General features: G+C 61.3%; 13 protein-coding genes and 2 tRNA genes. 11 read left to right on the top strand and 4 right to left on the bottom strand.

The features are described 5' to 3' along the window. Positions 1–248 precede the first annotated feature (248 nt). Positions 249–1,070, top strand: a complete 822-nt coding sequence (locus NW852_RS11880; RefSeq protein ID WP_414364788.1) for a class I SAM-dependent methyltransferase — start codon at positions 249–251, stop codon at positions 1,068–1,070. On the opposite strand, the gene NW852_RS11875 is transcribed toward NW852_RS11880, so the two are convergent. Next, the gene (locus NW852_RS11875) at positions 1,067–1,732 is read right to left on the bottom strand and encodes a hypothetical protein (RefSeq protein ID WP_414364790.1); all 666 of its coding nucleotides are present in this window, start codon (positions 1,730–1,732) and stop codon (positions 1,067–1,069) included. The genes NW852_RS11880 and NW852_RS11875 overlap by 4 nt on opposite strands. 204 nt (positions 1,733–1,936) lie before the next feature. Further along, positions 1,937–3,343 carry a chromosomal replication initiator protein DnaA gene (gene dnaA, locus NW852_RS11870; protein WP_414364792.1) on the bottom strand — a complete coding sequence of 469 codons (1,407 nt, stop codon included), beginning with the start codon at positions 3,341–3,343 and terminating at the stop codon, positions 1,937–1,939. Positions 3,344–3,583: 240 nt separating this feature from the next. Between dnaA and rpmH the strand changes: the two genes are divergently transcribed. The 7 genes from rpmH (at position 3,584) to miaB (ending at position 12,663) form a co-directional block, all read left to right on the top strand. Next, a complete protein-coding gene (rpmH, locus tag NW852_RS11865; protein WP_011434477.1) occupies positions 3,584–3,724 on the top strand; it encodes a 50S ribosomal protein L34 in 141 nt (46 codons plus the stop codon). Between the two features lie 59 nt (positions 3,725–3,783). Further along, positions 3,784–4,164, top strand: a complete 381-nt coding sequence (gene rnpA, locus NW852_RS11860) for a ribonuclease P protein component (protein WP_414334703.1) — start codon at positions 3,784–3,786, stop codon at positions 4,162–4,164. A 75-nt stretch (positions 4,165–4,239) separates the two neighbouring features. Next, entirely contained in the window at positions 4,240–7,782 is a 3,543-nt protein-coding gene (gene smc, locus NW852_RS11855; protein WP_414426771.1) for a chromosome segregation protein SMC, read from the top strand. Continuing rightward, positions 7,748–8,041, top strand: coding sequence for a Uma2 family endonuclease (locus tag NW852_RS11850; RefSeq protein ID WP_414364795.1), 294 nt, complete (start codon positions 7,748–7,750; stop codon positions 8,039–8,041). The genes smc and NW852_RS11850 overlap by 35 nt, the downstream gene beginning before the upstream one ends. 182 nt (positions 8,042–8,223) lie before the next feature. Further along, the gene (locus NW852_RS11845; RefSeq protein ID WP_414426770.1) at positions 8,224–9,711 is read left to right on the top strand and encodes a S41 family peptidase; all 1,488 of its coding nucleotides are present in this window, start codon (positions 8,224–8,226) and stop codon (positions 9,709–9,711) included. A 133-nt stretch (positions 9,712–9,844) separates the two neighbouring features. Then, positions 9,845–11,194: an adenylosuccinate synthase gene (locus NW852_RS11840; protein WP_414364798.1), complete on the top strand. Its 1,350-nt coding sequence runs from the start codon at positions 9,845–9,847 to the stop codon at positions 11,192–11,194. A 107-nt stretch (positions 11,195–11,301) separates the two neighbouring features. After that, the gene (gene miaB / locus NW852_RS11835; protein WP_414372474.1) at positions 11,302–12,663 is read left to right on the top strand and encodes a tRNA (N6-isopentenyl adenosine(37)-C2)-methylthiotransferase MiaB; all 1,362 of its coding nucleotides are present in this window, start codon (positions 11,302–11,304) and stop codon (positions 12,661–12,663) included. Here the strand turns inward: miaB and NW852_RS11830 are convergent. Continuing rightward, a tRNA-Thr gene (locus NW852_RS11830) sits at positions 12,663–12,734 on the bottom strand. The genes miaB and NW852_RS11830 overlap by 1 nt on opposite strands. 4 nt (positions 12,735–12,738) lie before the next feature. Continuing rightward, positions 12,739–12,824, bottom strand: a tRNA-Tyr gene (locus NW852_RS11825). 140 nt (positions 12,825–12,964) lie between these two features. Here NW852_RS11825 and lysA point away from each other — a divergent pair. The 3 genes from lysA (at position 12,965) to NW852_RS11810 (ending at position 16,250) form a co-directional block, all read left to right on the top strand. After that, entirely contained in the window at positions 12,965–14,341 is a 1,377-nt protein-coding gene (gene lysA / locus NW852_RS11820; RefSeq protein ID WP_414372466.1) for a diaminopimelate decarboxylase, read from the top strand. A gap of 233 nt (positions 14,342–14,574) precedes the next feature. After that, on the top strand, positions 14,575–15,498 hold the full coding sequence (gene cdaA / locus NW852_RS11815; protein WP_414364802.1) for a diadenylate cyclase CdaA: 924 nt from the start codon (positions 14,575–14,577) through the stop codon (positions 15,496–15,498). A gap of 5 nt (positions 15,499–15,503) precedes the next feature. After that, on the top strand, positions 15,504–16,250 hold the full coding sequence (locus NW852_RS11810) for an isoprenyl transferase (protein WP_414364804.1): 747 nt from the start codon (positions 15,504–15,506) through the stop codon (positions 16,248–16,250). Positions 16,251–16,319: the final 69 nt, after the last annotated feature.

The following is a 16,319-nucleotide window of genomic DNA, read 5'->3' as shown; positions in this document are numbered from 1 at the left end:
AGTTGGTTTGCTAAGTGTTGCTACTGTACCCCTTGATTCCTTAACAGACTGTAGCTTCCTGTCCTGAATCAGAACCTGTTGACAGCCGTAGTCCATTGTTGCTGAGTGGCGATCCAAAACTAAACTGTATTAACGACTCGCATCATTGGTGAGCAGCTAAAGCTGCTCGAAGGCTTTTCCGCCCCGCCCTACTCGCGCTAGCGGCGCGGAGCGCTGAGTACGGGGCTACCAAGCTACTCTGCTGTGTCATGCTTTCTTCTCTCTCTGCTCTGCCAGTTCACCTCTACCGCTGCCTAAGCTGTGGTCAGGAAGGGCTGAGCTTGCCGCCAGCGCGGGAGCCAGGGTCTGCTGTGGATCGGGTTTATTGTCCCCGCTGTGGCCAGGTTTACCCTCTCCTATCTTCCGGGGCGGTGGATTTTCTAGCCACCTCGCCGGAGTTGCCCCTCACTCCAGCTCAGGCCATTGCCCATCTGCCCGGCTTTGCCTGGGGCTACGATCGCCTTTGGCGGCCCTGGGCGCTGTCGCTGTTATCGGGGGAGAGCTTCGCCAGCGAGCGGGAAGGCCGATTGTTGGCGGAGCTGGTGGGGGAGGCAGATCCTGTCTTGGACTTGGGCACGGCAGGGGGGTACTGGAGCCGCCTCCTCCTGGCCAGGGATCCGCAGCGGACGGTGATTGGCCTGGACAATGCGGCAGGGGTACTGGCCGAGGCAGCCCAACAGGCCCAGCCCCACTGGCAGCACTACAGCCTAGTGCGAGCCCGGGCGGAACAGCTTCCCCTCGCCTCGTCAGCCTTTGGGGCGGTGATCAGCGGCGCCACCCTGAACGAGGTGCCCTTGGATCCCTGCTTGCGGGAAGTGGCCCGCATCTTGCGGTCTGGCGGGGTGTTTGTCTCGATGCACAGCCAGCAGGTGCAGGGATGGGGGCAGACGGTGCAGCACTGGCTGGAGGCGACCGGCCTTCGCTTTTTCTCCGCAGACCAGTTGCGCCAGCACTTTGCCCAGGTGGGGTTGCGCTTGGAGCGCTATCTCAGCTTCGGCTGGGTGGCTTTTGTGCAGGCGGTGCGCCTCTAGGGGATCCACTCCAGGCCAACGCCAACGCTGGATTCCCGCGCCAAGCTCGAGTGGCGCAGGCTGTAGCGGGCAGCGAGACGAAGGGAAGGGCTAATGGCGTAGGCAGCAGTGATCTCCGCTAGGGTGGCCTGTCCTTCTTCCGGCTCCTGCGGGGCCACCCAAGTGTAGCTGCCAGTCAAGTCGGCGGCTCCGGGCGCCAGGGCCAAAACGGCAAAAGCCCCATAGCTCACCCCGCTGAGGCGGCGGTTCTTTTGTTCCAAGGCTCGATAGCCCAGTTGGGGGGCCAGATTCAAGCGGGATCCCATGGGGGCAAGAAAGTAACGCACCTCTGACCCGTACTGGCGGATTTCTGGGTTCTCAGAAGATTGGCGATAGTCGCCGCTGAGGGTGAGGCGATCTCCCAGGCGCAAGTCCTGCAAGCTGATTCGCCACTCAGAAGCCGACTCGAAACCCGCCTGCAAACGGGTGGGCAAGACAGGAGTATCGCGGATTTCTTCCAGAAGATTGGGAGGGCCTTGCAGCCAGCGGCGCAACACGGGGCTATCCTCCACAATTTGGCTATCCAGCCCCAGATCTAGAACGGCTGAGAGGGCAGTTGGCCGCGGATCCGCTTCCCTGCGGCTCGCTTGGGTCGAATTGGCCCAGGCCGGCGATGCTGGCATCAGCCCAGCCCCAAGAAGCAGCATACCCAGGCAAAGCCCTCTACCAGATTGCCCTATCACCTGCAACCCCCGCCCCTCCCGTCCTCAACTGTAGCTGCTTCCAAAAGGATCTTTCATCTTTTTTCATGCAAACTCACGGGGGTCGCGGCTCTCAGCAGCGTAGGATGAGACCACAAGGAGGGCCCGACAACGGCAATGCAAAGACTAGCTGTTTCGGCTGTTGGCCATGACTCGCAGCCGCTGGGCCAGGTTTTGCAGTTGCCGCTCGAATTGCAGATTTTCCCGCTGCAACTGGCTAACTTTCTCACAGCTATAGAGAACCGTGGTGTGATCTTTTCCTCCAAAGTAATCGCCAATTTTGGGCAAGCTGAGGTTGGTGTAGTGGCGCATCAAAAACATAGCAATTTGCCGCGCTTGGCTGATGTCTCGCTTGCGGGAGGATCCCAATAAGCTTTCTCGGTCGATGCCGAATGCTTCACAGACTACGTCGATAATCATGTCGGGCGTGATCTCCTTGGGCTCACTGGGAGGGTTGAGAATGGGCTGAATGGTCTCCACACTCATCGGCAGGCCGGAAATGGAGACGTAGGCAACAGCACGGATGAGGGCACCCTCCAGCTCGCGGATGTTGCTGGTGTAGGTGGTAGCAATGTATTCAATGACCTCAGACGGCAGGCTCATCCCCTCGTACTCGGCTTTTTTCTTGAGAATGGCCATGCGGGTCTCGATGTCCGGCGGTTGAATTTCCGCAATCAAGCCCATCGAAAACCGAGAACAGAGCCGCTCCTGCAGCCGAGGGATGAGGTGAGGGGAGCGGTCGGCGGCCAGTACGATCTGTTTGCCTGACTCATGCAGCGTATTAAAGGTGTGGAAAAACTCCTCTTGGGTGTACTCTTTGCCTTCGATAAATTGAATGTCGTCCACCAATAAAATATCCACATCTCGATAGTGCTCCCGGAAAGACTGCATGCTGTCTCGCCGGATGGCGTCGATTAAATCGTTGGTGAAGCGCTCGGTGGACACGTAAAAGACTTTGGCCTGGGGATTCGCTTCCAGTTGGTAGTGGCCGATGGCCTGCATGAGGTGGGTTTTGCCCAACCCTACTCCGCCGCAGAGAAACAGCGGGTTGTAGGCCCGCCCAGGCTTGTCGGCCACGGCCAAGGCCGCCGCATGAGCCATGCGGTTGTTGGGACCAACCACGAAACGCGAGAAGGAATACTTGGGGTTGAGATCCGGAGCTCGCATGGGCAGGCTGCCGCTCACCTCCAGCCCCAGGGTGGCGGAAGCCGGAAAACTGCCGGCCCAGCGGGAGGTTGAGGCCCCAGCCGCTGTTGAAGGAGGGTCTTCTTCCACCAAGGCCTGGGGAGCGACGGAAAACTCCACCTGCAAAGGGATCCCGGCCACCCGCTGCACCACCTCAGTGATGGTGGAGGCGTAGTGCTTTTGCAGCCAGCCCCGCGCCCATTCGCTAGGAGTCGAGATGGTGAGGCGATTGTCCACCAACGACTCAGGCCGCGCCGTCTTGATCCAAGCCTCAAAGGTTGGACGGCTGAGCTGCACCTGTAGATGCCCCAGAGCTTCGTCCCAGAGTTGATCTAGGGAGATATCCACACCACACACCCAGAACGACACAGCCAAAGCCCAAAGAGAACAGGGGCGCCAACCCAGTGCCTCTGCTCTCTCGACTTGGACTTGGGATTCCCAATTTAGCTGCTCGGCGTGGGGCGGCCAATCTAGCAATTTTCCGTCGAGCCTGCTAGAATGGCACCTTGCTGATTGTCTGCAAGTGGACTGGGCTTCCCCCTCACCAGCCGCAGCAGGCCTTGTTGACATGATGAGTGGGTCTACACCATGACTCAGCGTACCCTTCGTGGCACCAATCGCAGACGCATTCGCGTCTCTGGGTTTCGGGCCAGAATGCGCACAGCAACCGGGCGGCAAGTCTTGCGGCGGCGGCGGGCCAAGGGGCGTTATCGCCTGGCTGTTTCTTGAGGCGCGATCCGGCTTTAAGGGCAGGGCCCTTTGTTGAATTCAGGGTGGGATCCGCCACCATGCTGCCTGCTCCTTATCGCTTGCGGGATCGGCGAGCTTTCCAGGCGCTTTACCAAGCGGGGCAGCGTCGTTCCGGTGCGGGCTTGACCCTTCTGTTTCAGCCGATGCCCCCAGGGTGTGAAGGGATCCCCAGCCAGGTGGGGTTGGCAGTTAGCAAAAAAGTGAGCAAATCGGCGGTACGGCGGAACCGGCTGCGGCGTCGCCTGCGGGAGGCCATACGGCCTCTCTGTCCAAACCTAAAGCCTGGCTACCAGTTGCTGCTCATCCCCAAGCCCAACCTGCTCACCTACAAGTGGCCAGAGCTACAGGCAGAGGTGCATCGTCTTTTGCAAAAGGCCGATCTGCTCGTCGATCCAAGCCCAGATCCTGGGCCTTCTTAGAGGCTGGGCAGGCTGCACTACCCGTGCTAGCCTGGTGCCATCATCTGCTGCTGGTTGCACCAGATATGGGGTGGGATGTACATCAAGCGGATCGAGCTGACCCGATTTAAGTCGTTTGGCAGCACGACCTCGCTGCCCCTGTTGCCGGGTTTTACGGTCATCTCCGGCCCCAACGGCTCCGGCAAGTCTAACATCCTGGATGGGATCCTATTTGCGCTGGGGCTGTCTTCCTCACGGGGGATGCGGGCAGAGAGGCTTTCGGATCTGGTGCATTCCGGCAGCCTCAACAGCAACCGGCGGGTGGAGACCCACGTTTCCGTCACCTTCGATCTGGGGCCGGGAGAAGACGGCCAGCCCAGAGAATGGAAAGTCAGCCGTCGGCTGCGGGTCAGCCCCGGCAAGGGGGAGGATCCCGACTCCCTGCCCTACACCAGCACCTTCTACATCAACGATGTGCCCTGCACCCTGAGCGAGCTGCACGAGCAACTGGAGGCGATGCACATCTACCCCAACGGCTACAACGTTGTCTTGCAGGGGGATGTTACCAGCATCATCTCCATGAACTCCAAGGAGCGGCGGCAGATCCTCGACGAATTGGCGGGGGTGGCCACCTTCGACCGCAAGATCGCCCAGGCCAACGCCAAGCTGGAGGGGGTGCGAGAACAAATTGAGCGCTTCCGGCTCATCGAGCAGGAATGGCAAGCCCAAAGAGAGCGGCTGCTCAAGGAGAGCGAAAAGGCGCAGCAGTACCAGCAACTGCGGCTGCAGTGGCAAACGCTGGAGCAGCAGCAACAGGTGTTGCTCTGGCGGCATTTGCAAGCCCAAGTGGAAGCAACCCAGGCAGCCATTCGTCAGCTTTTGGTAGCTCAGGAGCAAGCCACTGCTCAGGTGCAGACCTTGAGCGAGCAGTTGCAGCAGGCCGAAGCCGCCCTGAGCGAGCTGCAAAGCCGCATCCACGCCCTGGGGGAGGAAGAATACCTGCACCTGCAGGCCCAGATCGCTGCCACCGAAGTGCAACGGCAACAGCTCAGCCAACAGATCGCAGCCTGGCAGCAGGAAATCGAGCAAGCGCAGCGCCTGCAGCAGGAGCGCCAAACCCAACAGCAGCACCTGCAGACAGAGCTGGAACACCTGCAAAGCCAACAGGAGCAACTGGCCCAAGCCCAGGGATCCCTGCAAGCCCAGGTGCAGAAAGCCCGAATCAGCCTGGAGCAAAGCCGCGAACAACTGCGGGCCCTGGCCCAATCTGCCGAGGCCTGGGTCAAGCAGCAGCGCTACCTCACCCGCCACCTCGAAGAGATCCGCGCCGAACAGGAGCCTCTGCAGCAGGAGCAAATTCGCCTGCAAGAGCGACAACGGCAACTGGAACGGCAAAGCCAGGAGACCCAGGCGGAGATCGCCCAGATCGAGACGTGGCTGGGATCCCACCTGGCCCTCACCGCCGAGCTGGAACAGGCCTGCCGGCAGTCGGAAGCCCAGGTGCAGGCCCTGGCCCAAGAGCTGGCGCAACTGCAATCCAACCTGGAGCTGGATCGCGCCACCCACGAGCGGCTGGCCGCCGAGTTCCACGCCAAGCAGCGGCAACTGGACAAATGGGAGACCCGCCGCCAAGTGCTGCAAGAATCCCAGGGATCCCGCGCCACCCAGGCCATCCTGAGCGCCCGCCTGCCGGGGGTTTTGGGATTGGTGGCCCAGTTGGGGCAGGTGGATCCCCAGTATCAACTGGCGCTGGAGATCGCGGCAGGCAACCGACTGCACTTTGTGGTGGTGGAAGATGACAGCGTCGCCGTCAGCGCCATCAACCTCTTAAAGCGGGAAAAACTGGGGCGCGCCACCTTTTTGCCTCTGAACAAGCTGCCGCCCGCCCGCCCGCCCGCCCCCCTCAACTTAAACGGTCTGATCGACTACGCCATTCGTTTGGTGCACTTTGAAGAGCGCTACCGAGATGTTTTTGGCTTTGTGCTCGGATCCACCCTGGTTTTCCAGAGCCTGGAGCTGGCCCGGCCCTACATCGGCCAGCACCGCATGGTCACCCTGGAAGGGGAGCTGCTGGAAACCTCAGGGGCCATCAGCGGCGGCACCAGCCCGCAGCGACAGGGGATCCATTTTTCTGCCGGCGAACACTCGGAAGGGGAAGCCCTGCGCGCCCGCCTGGCCGATCTGGAAGCGCTGCTGGCCGCCCTCACCCCTCGCCTAAAAGCCGCCCAAGCCCGCGAAAAACAACTGGCCCAGACCCTGCTCCTGGCCCGCCAGGATGCCCTGCAAGCCCGGCAATATCTGGAGCGACACCAGGCCGATTGCCAAAACCAGCAGGCCCGCCTGCAACACCTACAGGGATCCCTGACGCAATGGCAAAGCGAAAGCCACCAGATCCAGCAGCGGCTGCACCAGATTCAACTCCGCTGGGATCCCTTGCAACAGCGCCTGGCCGCCCTCACCCTCAAGCTCAGCCAACTGGAGGGATCCCCGGTCAACCAGCACTGGCAGCAACTGCAGCAGACAGTGCAGCAGCAGGAGAGCCACCTGGCGGAGCTGCAACACCACCTGGCCCACCTAGAGCGACAGCAACAGGAGAACCTCAGCCAGCAACACCTGAAGCAGGCCCAGATCCAGCACCACCAGGAGCGCCTGCAAGAGGGCGAACGGCGTCAGGCCCAACTTCAAGAGCAAATCGCCCAGGCCCAGGCCACTCTCGCCCAAATCCAGCAGCACATTGCCGAGCAACGGCAACAGATGGGCCAGATTGAAGCCCGCCTCGCCCACCTGCGCCAAGAGCGAGAGCGGCAGGAATTTCAACTGCGCGCCCAACAGCAGCAGCTCCAACGCCTGGAATGGGAACGCTACAACGCCCTCACCCAACAGCAAGAAAAAGAGGCCATCCTGGCCCAACTGCAAACCCAACTGCAAGCTGCGGCCCAAGCGCTGCCGCATCCCCTTCCCCCCTTGCCCCCCCACCTGACCCTAGACGAGCTGCAGCAGCAAAAACGCAAAATCGAAGAGCAATTGCGATCCCTGGAGCCGGTGAACATGTTGGCCATCGCCGAATATGAACAGACCCAAGCCCGCCTAGGGGATCTCAGCGCCAAACTGGCAACCCTGCACCAAGAGCGCACCGAATTGCTGCTGCGCATCGAGAACTTTTCTACTCTGCGCCGCCAAGCGTTTTTGGATGCCTTCCATGCCATCAACAGCCATTTCCAGACCATCTTTGCCCAGCTTTCCGAGGGCGAGGGCTACTTGGAATTGGAAAACCCAGAGGATCCTTTGGCTGGGGGTCTGACCCTGGTGGCCCGCCCCAAAGGCAAGCCGGTGCGTCGTCTCAGCGCCATGTCGGGCGGAGAAAAATCCTTGACGGCCCTCAGCTTTATTTTTGCGTTGCAACGGTTTCGCCCCTCCAGCTTTTATGCCTTTGACGAAGTGGACATGTTTTTGGATGGGGCCAACGTGGAAAAGTTGGCCGACATGATCTGGCAGCAATCCCGCCAGGCACAATTTTTGGTGGTCAGCCTGCGCCGCCCCATGATCGAAAAAGCTGAGCGCACCATCGGGGTGACCCAGGCTCGCGGCGCCTACACCCAAGTAATTGGCCTGGTCAACCCCACCGCTCACGTCGGCTAAACTAGACCGACACTTTTATTTTGTGGTGGAGATCCTCTCGCCCACCGATTCTTGGGTTCAAGCCCAGGCCAAGATGCAGGAGCACTTGGACAACGGCTGCCGCTTGGGGTGGCTTTTGGATCCCAAGGCCAAGCGGGTGATGATCTACCGGCCAGGACAGGCGCCGGAGCTGGTGGAAGACCCAGAAACCTTGTTGGGAGAAGACGTGTTGCCCGGCTTTACCCTGCCCATCCGCAAAATCTGGTCTGCCGAGAGCTAGAACCTGCCAGGGTTGCCCTTACCTCCAGACCTACAACCGCTAGGGTTTTGAGAGGCAAAAAATAGGCACCCCCCACTGCGGACAGTGGCAGAGGGGAGTGCGCGGGGTTTATTCTATTCGCAGCCTCTGCAAAAAGGCAGGTCGCCATGAAGAGATGGGCGCAGGCAGGAAGAGTGTGGGCAATGGCCGTGGCAATCGGCGGGATCCTTCCAGCCAGCGTGATGGGCCAGGCAGCCCTGCCACCCGTTCCGGTCGTCCCCTCACTTGAGGAGCCAACTGTTGCGCCAGCCTCGCCCTCCCAAGGGGCGCCAGCCAATCCCGCGCCTCGGCCCCCTTCTTCTGCGCCAGCCCTGGGCCAGGATCTGCGTTATCTGGTGGGGCTGTTCATCAACGAGTCTTGGCAGGCGGGCAACCAGGCTGCTGCGGTCAACTACAACGACCTCTACACCCGCCTGTTGGCCCGCACCTACAGGGATCCCCGCCCGCCCATCGAAGTTGAGTATGAGCTAATTCGAGAGATCCTGCGCGAATATGGGGATCCCGCCGATCGCTTCTGGGATCCGCAAAGCTTTAGGGACTTGCTCAACCGCCCTCGTCCATCCCTCCAGGCGCGTCAGATTGGGCCGCGCCAGGTTTACCTGGCAGTGCCGGAGCTCACCCCTGCCACCGCCCAGCAGATCCGCCAAGCCCTCTACACCCAGGATTACAGCCAGGGCGTCGTCCTGGATCTGCGCGGCTCCATCGGCTACGACCCCCAGGTGGTAGCGGATGTGGCACGCCTATTTTTGCCCCGCTCCATGCAGCCGCTGCTGGTTACCGAAGACCGCTTTGGCCAGCCTACCCCCTGGAACAGTGAAAACTTGCCCCTCGCCGCCGGGATCCCGTTGGCCGTCCTTGTCGATGGCAACACCCGCCAGGGGGCTACCCTCCTGGCAGCCCAGCTAGGAGCTAGCGGCAGCACCGTTATTGTGGGACAGACCACCCAAGGCAGCGAGCGCCAGACCCGCTTCTTTGCCCTGCCTTCTGGCGCGGCAGTGGAACTGGCTGTAGCCACTTGGAAAACAGGCGATGGACGCTCCCTGGCCCAGGGTTTGGTGCCCCTGCAAAGGGTGGAGGGGGATGAGAATGCCTGGCTCAAGGCTGCCCTAGAAGCCCTGGCCCTGCCCCCCCGCCGCCCCAGCCCCCCGCCCCGCCCCACCGTCCTGGTTCAAGAGGGCCGCGTCGGTCGTTTTGTCCTGGGCATGGATACCCGCAACGTCGATACCCACCTTTTGGGCAACGTGGATCTAATCCCCGCCGAGTCGCGGGCCAACGTCTTCCAGCCCAACAGCGACCTGAAGATCTTCTACTTGCAAGACTACATCCTCTTTGCCTACCGCCGTCCGGGCGTTCTCAATAGCTTTTTTGCCGACCGCATCTACACCACCCACCCCGAAGCCATGACTGGCGAAGGGATCCGCATTGGCTCCACCTACTCCGAAGTGATCGCCGTTTACGGCGGCCCCGGCGAAAACGGCTACAACGAGGTGGTGCCCTACCCCAAAGGCAGTCGGGAATACCTGCGGGAGGATCGCTACTACGTCAACTACGATGCCCTGGGCCTGTCCTTTGTCTTTGCGGTGGGCTCCAACCAAGTGACCGCCATCGGCCTGTTCAAGCCGGGGAGTTGAGGACGGAAAAGTTAATCGATTGTTAACCTTTTTGTCAAAAACCCTCAACACCCCCCCGAGCAATGGGGTAAATTAGTGCAGCAACCCCGCAAAGGGGATTTTTTGTGCCGTTCACAGACTGTAGGAGAAGCTCTTGGCAAACGTTGTGGTTGTCGGTGCCCAGTGGGGCGACGAAGGAAAAGGTAAGATCACCGACCTCCTCAGTGAAAAGGCGCATGTGGTCGTCCGCTACCAAGGCGGGGTTAACGCAGGACATACCGTGGTGGTGGGGGGCCAAATCTTTAAGCTGCACCTGATCCCCTCCGGCATCCTCTACCCCGACAAGCGCTGCATCATCGCCAGTGGCACGGTGATCGACCCTGAGGTGTTGCTGGCCGAGATCGACCAACTGCACCAACTGGGGATCTCCACCCACAACCTCTACATCGCCGAAACCGCTCACGTGACCCTGCCCTACCATCGTGTCATCGACGTGGCCGAGGAAGAGCGGCGCGGCATCTATAGGCTGGGCACCACCGGGCGAGGCATTGGCCCCACCTACGCCGACAAGGCCGAGCGCATGGGCATCCGCGTCGTGGACTTGATGTATCCCGATCAACTGCGGGAGCGCCTCAGTTGGGCCATTCCCTACAAGAACGTTTTGCTGGAAAAAATCTACAACCTACCCCCTCTGGATCCTGAGCCAATCATCGAGCAATACCTGGCCTATGCGGAGCGGCTGCGCCCCTACGTCACCGACGCCGCCCTGCTCCTCACCCAGGCCATCGAAGAGCGGCAAAATATTCTCTTCGAGGGGGCACAGGGCACGCTGCTGGATCTCGACTACGGCACCTACCCCTATGTCACTTCCTCCCATCCTATTGCCGGTGGCGCTTGCGTTGGTGCCGGGATCGGCCCCACCAGCATCGACCGGGTAATTGGGGTAGCCAAGGCCTACACCACCCGCGTCGGCGAAGGCCCCTTCCCCACCGAGCTCAAGGACGAGATTGGCGCTTACCTGGGGGCAGCGGGAGCCGAATTTGGCACCACCACCGGGCGGCAGCGGCGCTGCGGCTGGTTCGATGGCGTGATTGGGCGTTATGCCGTGCGGATCAACGGCCTCGACTGCCTGGCCATCACCAAATTGGATGTGCTGGACGGCCTAGACGAGATCAAGGTGTGCGTTGCCTATGAGTACCAGGGGCGCGAGATCCGTCACTTTCCCAGCGATGCCCGCGTCTTTGCCCAGTGCAAGCCCATCTATGAAACCCTGCCCGGCTGGAAGTGCTCCACCAAAGACTGCCGCTCCCTTGAGGACTTGCCTCCCGAAGCCTACGACTACCTGAAGTTTTTGGCCCAGTTGATGCAGGTACCGATTGCCATCGTCTCCCTGGGAGCCAGCCGCGACCAAACCATTATCGTGGAGGATCCCATCCATGGCCCCAAGCGCGCCTTGCTCTACCCCAACGGCAGCAGGCAGGTTCACGCCCTCATGCCGGACTAACAAGCGGAGAGAGAGGCAGTGGGCGGCACCTGCGGTCGCCTCCGCCGCCACCAAGGATCCGCTAAGCTCAAAGGTAAAGGTTGCTTGCGTTGTCTTCTGGTCTTGCCATGGCTGCTCCCACCTACTCCATCATCACTTTTGGCTGTCAAATGAACCGGGCCGACAGCGAGCGCATGGCCGGGATCCTGGAGTCACTGGGGTATGTGCCCGCCGAAGACGAGCTACAGGCAGACTTGGTTCTCTTCAATACCTGCACCATCCGCGACAACGCTGAGCAAAAGGTGTATTCCTACCTGGGCATCCAGGCGCAGCGCAAGCGGAAAAACCCCGCCATCAAGCTGATCGTGGCCGGCTGCGTGGCCCAGCAGGAGGGAGAGCGGCTGCTACGCCGCGTCCCAGAGCTCGACCTGGTCATGGGCCCCCAGTACGTCAACCGCCTGGGGGATCTGCTGGCCCAGGTGGAGGCTGGCAACCAGGTGGTGGCCACTGAGCCCATCGAGATCCCGGAAGACATCACCAAACCCCGCCGGGATAGCCGAGTGACGGCCTGGATCAACGTTATCTACGGCTGCAATGAGCGCTGTACTTACTGCATTGTGCCGCTGGTGCGGGGACGGGAGCAATCGCGCCAGCCGCAGGCCATCCGCGCCGAGATTGAGGAGGTGGCCGGGGCCGGCTATCGCGAGGTCACCTTGCTGGGGCAAAACATCGACGCCTACGGGCGGGATCTGGATCCCAAGACCAACCTGGCCAGCTTGCTGCGCTTTGTCCACTCAGTGGAAGGGATCGAGCGGATTCGCTTTGCCACCAGCCACCCGCGCTACTTCACTGAAGAGCTCATTGCCACCTGTGCCGAGCTGCCCAAGGTGTGCGAGCACTTCCACATCCCCTTCCAGGCGGGCAGTGACGAAGTCCTCAAGCGGATGCGGCGCGGCTACACCCAGGAGCGCTACCGCCAGCTCATCCAGCTCATCCGCCAGTACATGCCCGAGGCCACCATCAGCGCCGATGCCATCGTTGGCTTCCCCGGTGAAACGGAAGCCCAGTTTCAAGAAACCCTGCAACTGGTGCAGGATATCGGCTTTGATTTCCTCAATACTGCCGCCTACTCTCCCCGCCCGGGCACGCCAGCGGCGGAGTGGCCCGACCAAGTGCCGGAAGAGGAAAAAAGCGACCGCCTGCAACGGCTCAACCGCTTGGTAGCGGAGGTGGCTGCCGCCCGCAGCGCCCGCCTGCTGGGCCAGGTGCAGGAGGTGCTGGTGGAAGGCCCCAACCCCAAAAACCCCCGCCAAGCGATGGGACGTACCCGCGGCAACCGCATCGTCTTCTTCGACGGCGATCCCGAGCCATTGCAGGGATCCCTGGTGCCAGTGCGCATCACTGCTACGCGGGCTTTCTCTCTTAGCGGCGAGATTGTCAGGGCAGGGGAAGGGAAACCCCAACCTGCAGAGCTGGAAGTTTGCGCCTAAGCCCACGACGAGGATTGAACTCGTGACCTCCCCCTTACCAAGGGGGTGCTCTGCCACTGAGCTACGTGGGCGGCATGGTGGGCCGAGTTGGATTCGAACCAACGTAGGCGTAAGCCAGCGGATTTACAGTCCGCCCCCTTTAACCACTCGGGCATCGACCCACAGACGCTGGTTCCCTATAGTAGCAGAAAAAAGGATGTAAATGCCCAGGAGCAACCTCTGGGGGGTTGAGGGGATCTCTCCCCGGCCAAACTGGAGAGAAAACTTGGTAGGGTGGAAGACAGTCTTCTAGCTTGCGACTATGGTTTCAACCCTCGGCACGCCCCCTTCTGTCAAATCCGTTTCTCCCAACCAGTCGCTGCAGCCGTTAACCAGCCGCGTCAACAGCCAGGGCCACCTGGAGATTGGCGGCTGTGACGTGGTGGAGTTGGTACGTCAGTTTGGCTCCCCCCTCTACATCCTGGACGAATGGACCCTGCGGCAGGCCTGCCGCCTCTATCGCGACACCTGGGCCCGCTGCTACCCTGGACAATCCCAAGTCTTGTATGCCACGAAAGCCTGGAACTGCTTGGCCATCTGTGCTTTGGCGCTGCAAGAAGGGCTGGGGCTAGACGTGGCCTCTGGCGGCGAGCTGTACACTGCCCTGCAAGCAGGGGCCAGGGGTGAGGAGCTCTACCTGCACGGCAACGCCAAGTCGGCAGAGGAGCTGGCCATGGCCCTGGAGGTGGGCTGCACCCTGGTGCCGGATAGCCTCTACGAGCTGCAGCAGGTAGCTGCTCTGGCCACCCCTGAACGACCCGCCCGCTTATTGGTGCGGGTTAACCCCGGCATTGACGTCCACACCCATGAGTACATCCGCACCGGCCAAACCGACAGCAAATTCGGCATTGGCCAGTGGCAACTGCCGGAGGTGTTTGATTTTCTGGCAGCCCATCCCCAACTGCACTGCGTCGGGCTCCACGCCCATATTGGGTCTCAGATTTTTGATCTGCAAGGACACCGCGACCTGGCGGGGGTACTGGCTCAGATCTGGCGGCAAGGGTTAGACAGAGGCCTGCCCCTCCAGGAGCTCAATGTGGGCGGCGGCCTGGGGATCCGCTATGTCGAATCCGACGATCCCCCGTCCATCCCAGAGTGGGTGGAAGCGGTAGCCACTGCCGTGCGGCAGAGTTTCACCGCCGCCGGGCTCCCCCTGCCCAAGGTGCTCTGCGAGCCTGGACGATCCGTGATTGGCCCGGCTGCTGTTACCGCCTATACCCTGGGGGGGCAAAAACGGATCCCGCCCAGCGAAGACCTTCCCGAAGGCCGCCTCTACGTCACCATCGACGGCGGCATGTCCGACAACCCCCGTCCTATCACCTATGGGGCCCGCTACACTGCCCTCTTGGCCAACCGCCCTGAAGCCGAGGCCACCCAGCGGGTAACAGTGGCCGGCAAACACTGCGAGTCGGGGGATGTGCTCTTGAAAGATGTGCTTTTGCCCAACCCAGCGCCTGGCGACGTCCTAGTTGTGTTGGCCACCGGGGCCTACAACTACAGCATGGCCTCCAACTACAACCGCTTCCCTCGGCCAGCGGCGGTGCTGGTCAACCAGGGTGAGGCCCAGTTGATCCTGCGGCGGGAAACTTATGCGGATTTGATCCGTCAGGACATCTTACCGGAGCGCTTGCAACGGTGAAGGGAAGAGATGGCTGCCTGTAACCGTTGCTGTTGAGGGGGGCTTGGTTTTTTCTGCAGCAGTGACCCCGCTGGCTCTCGGGCAGGAAAGACTGGAAGACAGGTAGGAGGTGAGTGGTAGGCTGGTCAGGGGGCCGCAGTCCAACAGGGGTTCCGGAACCAAAAGGTTCTGGGGCGCAGGATGGCGTAGGCAAAGGGTCCGCAACGAGGGGAGCGTGAACGGGGTTTTTCGGCATGCTGGCGGCCTTATGGGCTTGGCTACAGCAATTTAACGTTCTCAGCCTGTTGGACTGGGCTCTGGCCGTCTTGCTATTGGCTTTGGCCCTCTATTACACCCGCGAGAGCCGGGCCGGGGTGCTGGTGCGGGGATTTATGGTGCTCCTGGTGCTGTATCTGGCCACAGCCTCGCTGCCACTGGTGCACCTGATTTTGGATCGCCTGCTCCTTGCTGCGGCTATAGCGATGGGGGTACTCTTTCAGCCGGAGTTTCGGCGGCTCTTGGAGCAACTGGCAAAAGCCATCCGCATAGAGTGGGTAGATCCAGAAGGCAACGACGAGGACGACCCAGAGGAAGAGTTGGTGGAGGAGGTGGTGCAGGCGGTGCGAGAACTCTCTCAAAATCGGACAGGGGCGCTGATTGTGATCGAGCCAGATCAGCCAATCGACTCGCGGGTGTTCACCGATAAAGGAGTTTCTTTGCAGGCGCGGGTATCGCGGGAGCTCTTACAGACGATCTTCCAGACCTCGACGCTCCTGCACGATGGGGCTGTAATTATCCATCGGGATCGGATTCGCGCGGCAGGGGTGATCCTGCCGGTTTCGGAGCGAACTGCCTCTCGCCAACTAGGCACGAGGCACCGGGCGGCGATGGGGATCACAGAACAGGCCAATTGCTTGTGTATTGTGGTCTCAGAGGAGACGGGATCCATCTCACTGGCAGAAGGCGGACGCCTCGAGCGACCCCTGACCAGTGCCAAGCTACACGAACTGCTGGTGCAGCGGTTGCGTCATCCGCGTGAAGCCAAAAAACGGGATGCTCCCCTGCAGGGATTGTGGGCCCACCCGTGGATTCGCAATGGACCGTTGCGCTGGTGGGGATCCCTGCCAGATCTAGCCAAATTCCCTCGCAAACCTGAGAAAACCCTTCCCAAAGACTGATCCGCATGACCCTTTCTCCTGCCCATCTTCTGCAGTTGCCTGCCGACCTGGATCCGCAGTTGTTGCCCCGCCATGTGGCAGTGGTCATGGATGGCAACGGGCGGTGGGCGCAAAAGCGAGGCTTGCCCCGCAGTGTCGGGCATCAGCGCGGGGTAGCGGCTTTGAAGGAGTTGCTCCGCTGCTGTCACGATTGGGGGATCCCTCTCCTCACCGCCTACGCCTTCTCCACGGAGAACTGGGGCCGCGCCCGCGAGGAGGTGGATTTTCTCATGACCTTGTTCGAGCAGGTGCTGTGGCAGGAACTGGCGGAAATGGTGCAGCAGGGGGTGCGCATCCAGTTTGCCGGCCAGTTGTCGGCCCTGCCCCAGTCTTTGCAGGACACGATCCTGCATGCGGTGGAACGCACCCAGCACAACGAGGGCATTTGTCTGACGGTGGCCCTCAACTACGGCGGCAGACAGGAGATCCTGCAGGCTTGTCGCTCGATTGCCACCCTGGTGCAGCAGGGGCTTTTGCAACCGGATCAGATCGACGAAGCCCTCTTCTCCCAATTTCTCTACACCACTGGCCTCTCCGATCCCGACCTGTTGATCCGCACCAGCGGCGAGATGCGCATCAGCAACTTCCTGCTCTGGCAGATGGCCTACACCGAGCAGTACTTCACCCCCATCCTCTGGCCGGACTTCGACCGCGCCGCCTTTCACCAAGCCTTGCTCAGCTATCAGTCGCGGCAGCGGCGCTTCGGCAGATAAGACCTTGACGGATCCCTGCCTGCTTCAATCAAACCAGACCCTCACCCCCAACCCCTCTCCCTCAGGGAG

The organism is Synechococcus sp. H60.1 (genome assembly GCF_047462335.1).
In the GTDB taxonomy this organism is placed as follows: domain Bacteria; phylum Cyanobacteriota; class Cyanobacteriia; order Thermostichales; family Thermostichaceae; genus Thermostichus.
Note: the sequence above shows the minus strand (reverse complement) of the source record. Positions and strands in the feature narration are given on the sequence as shown.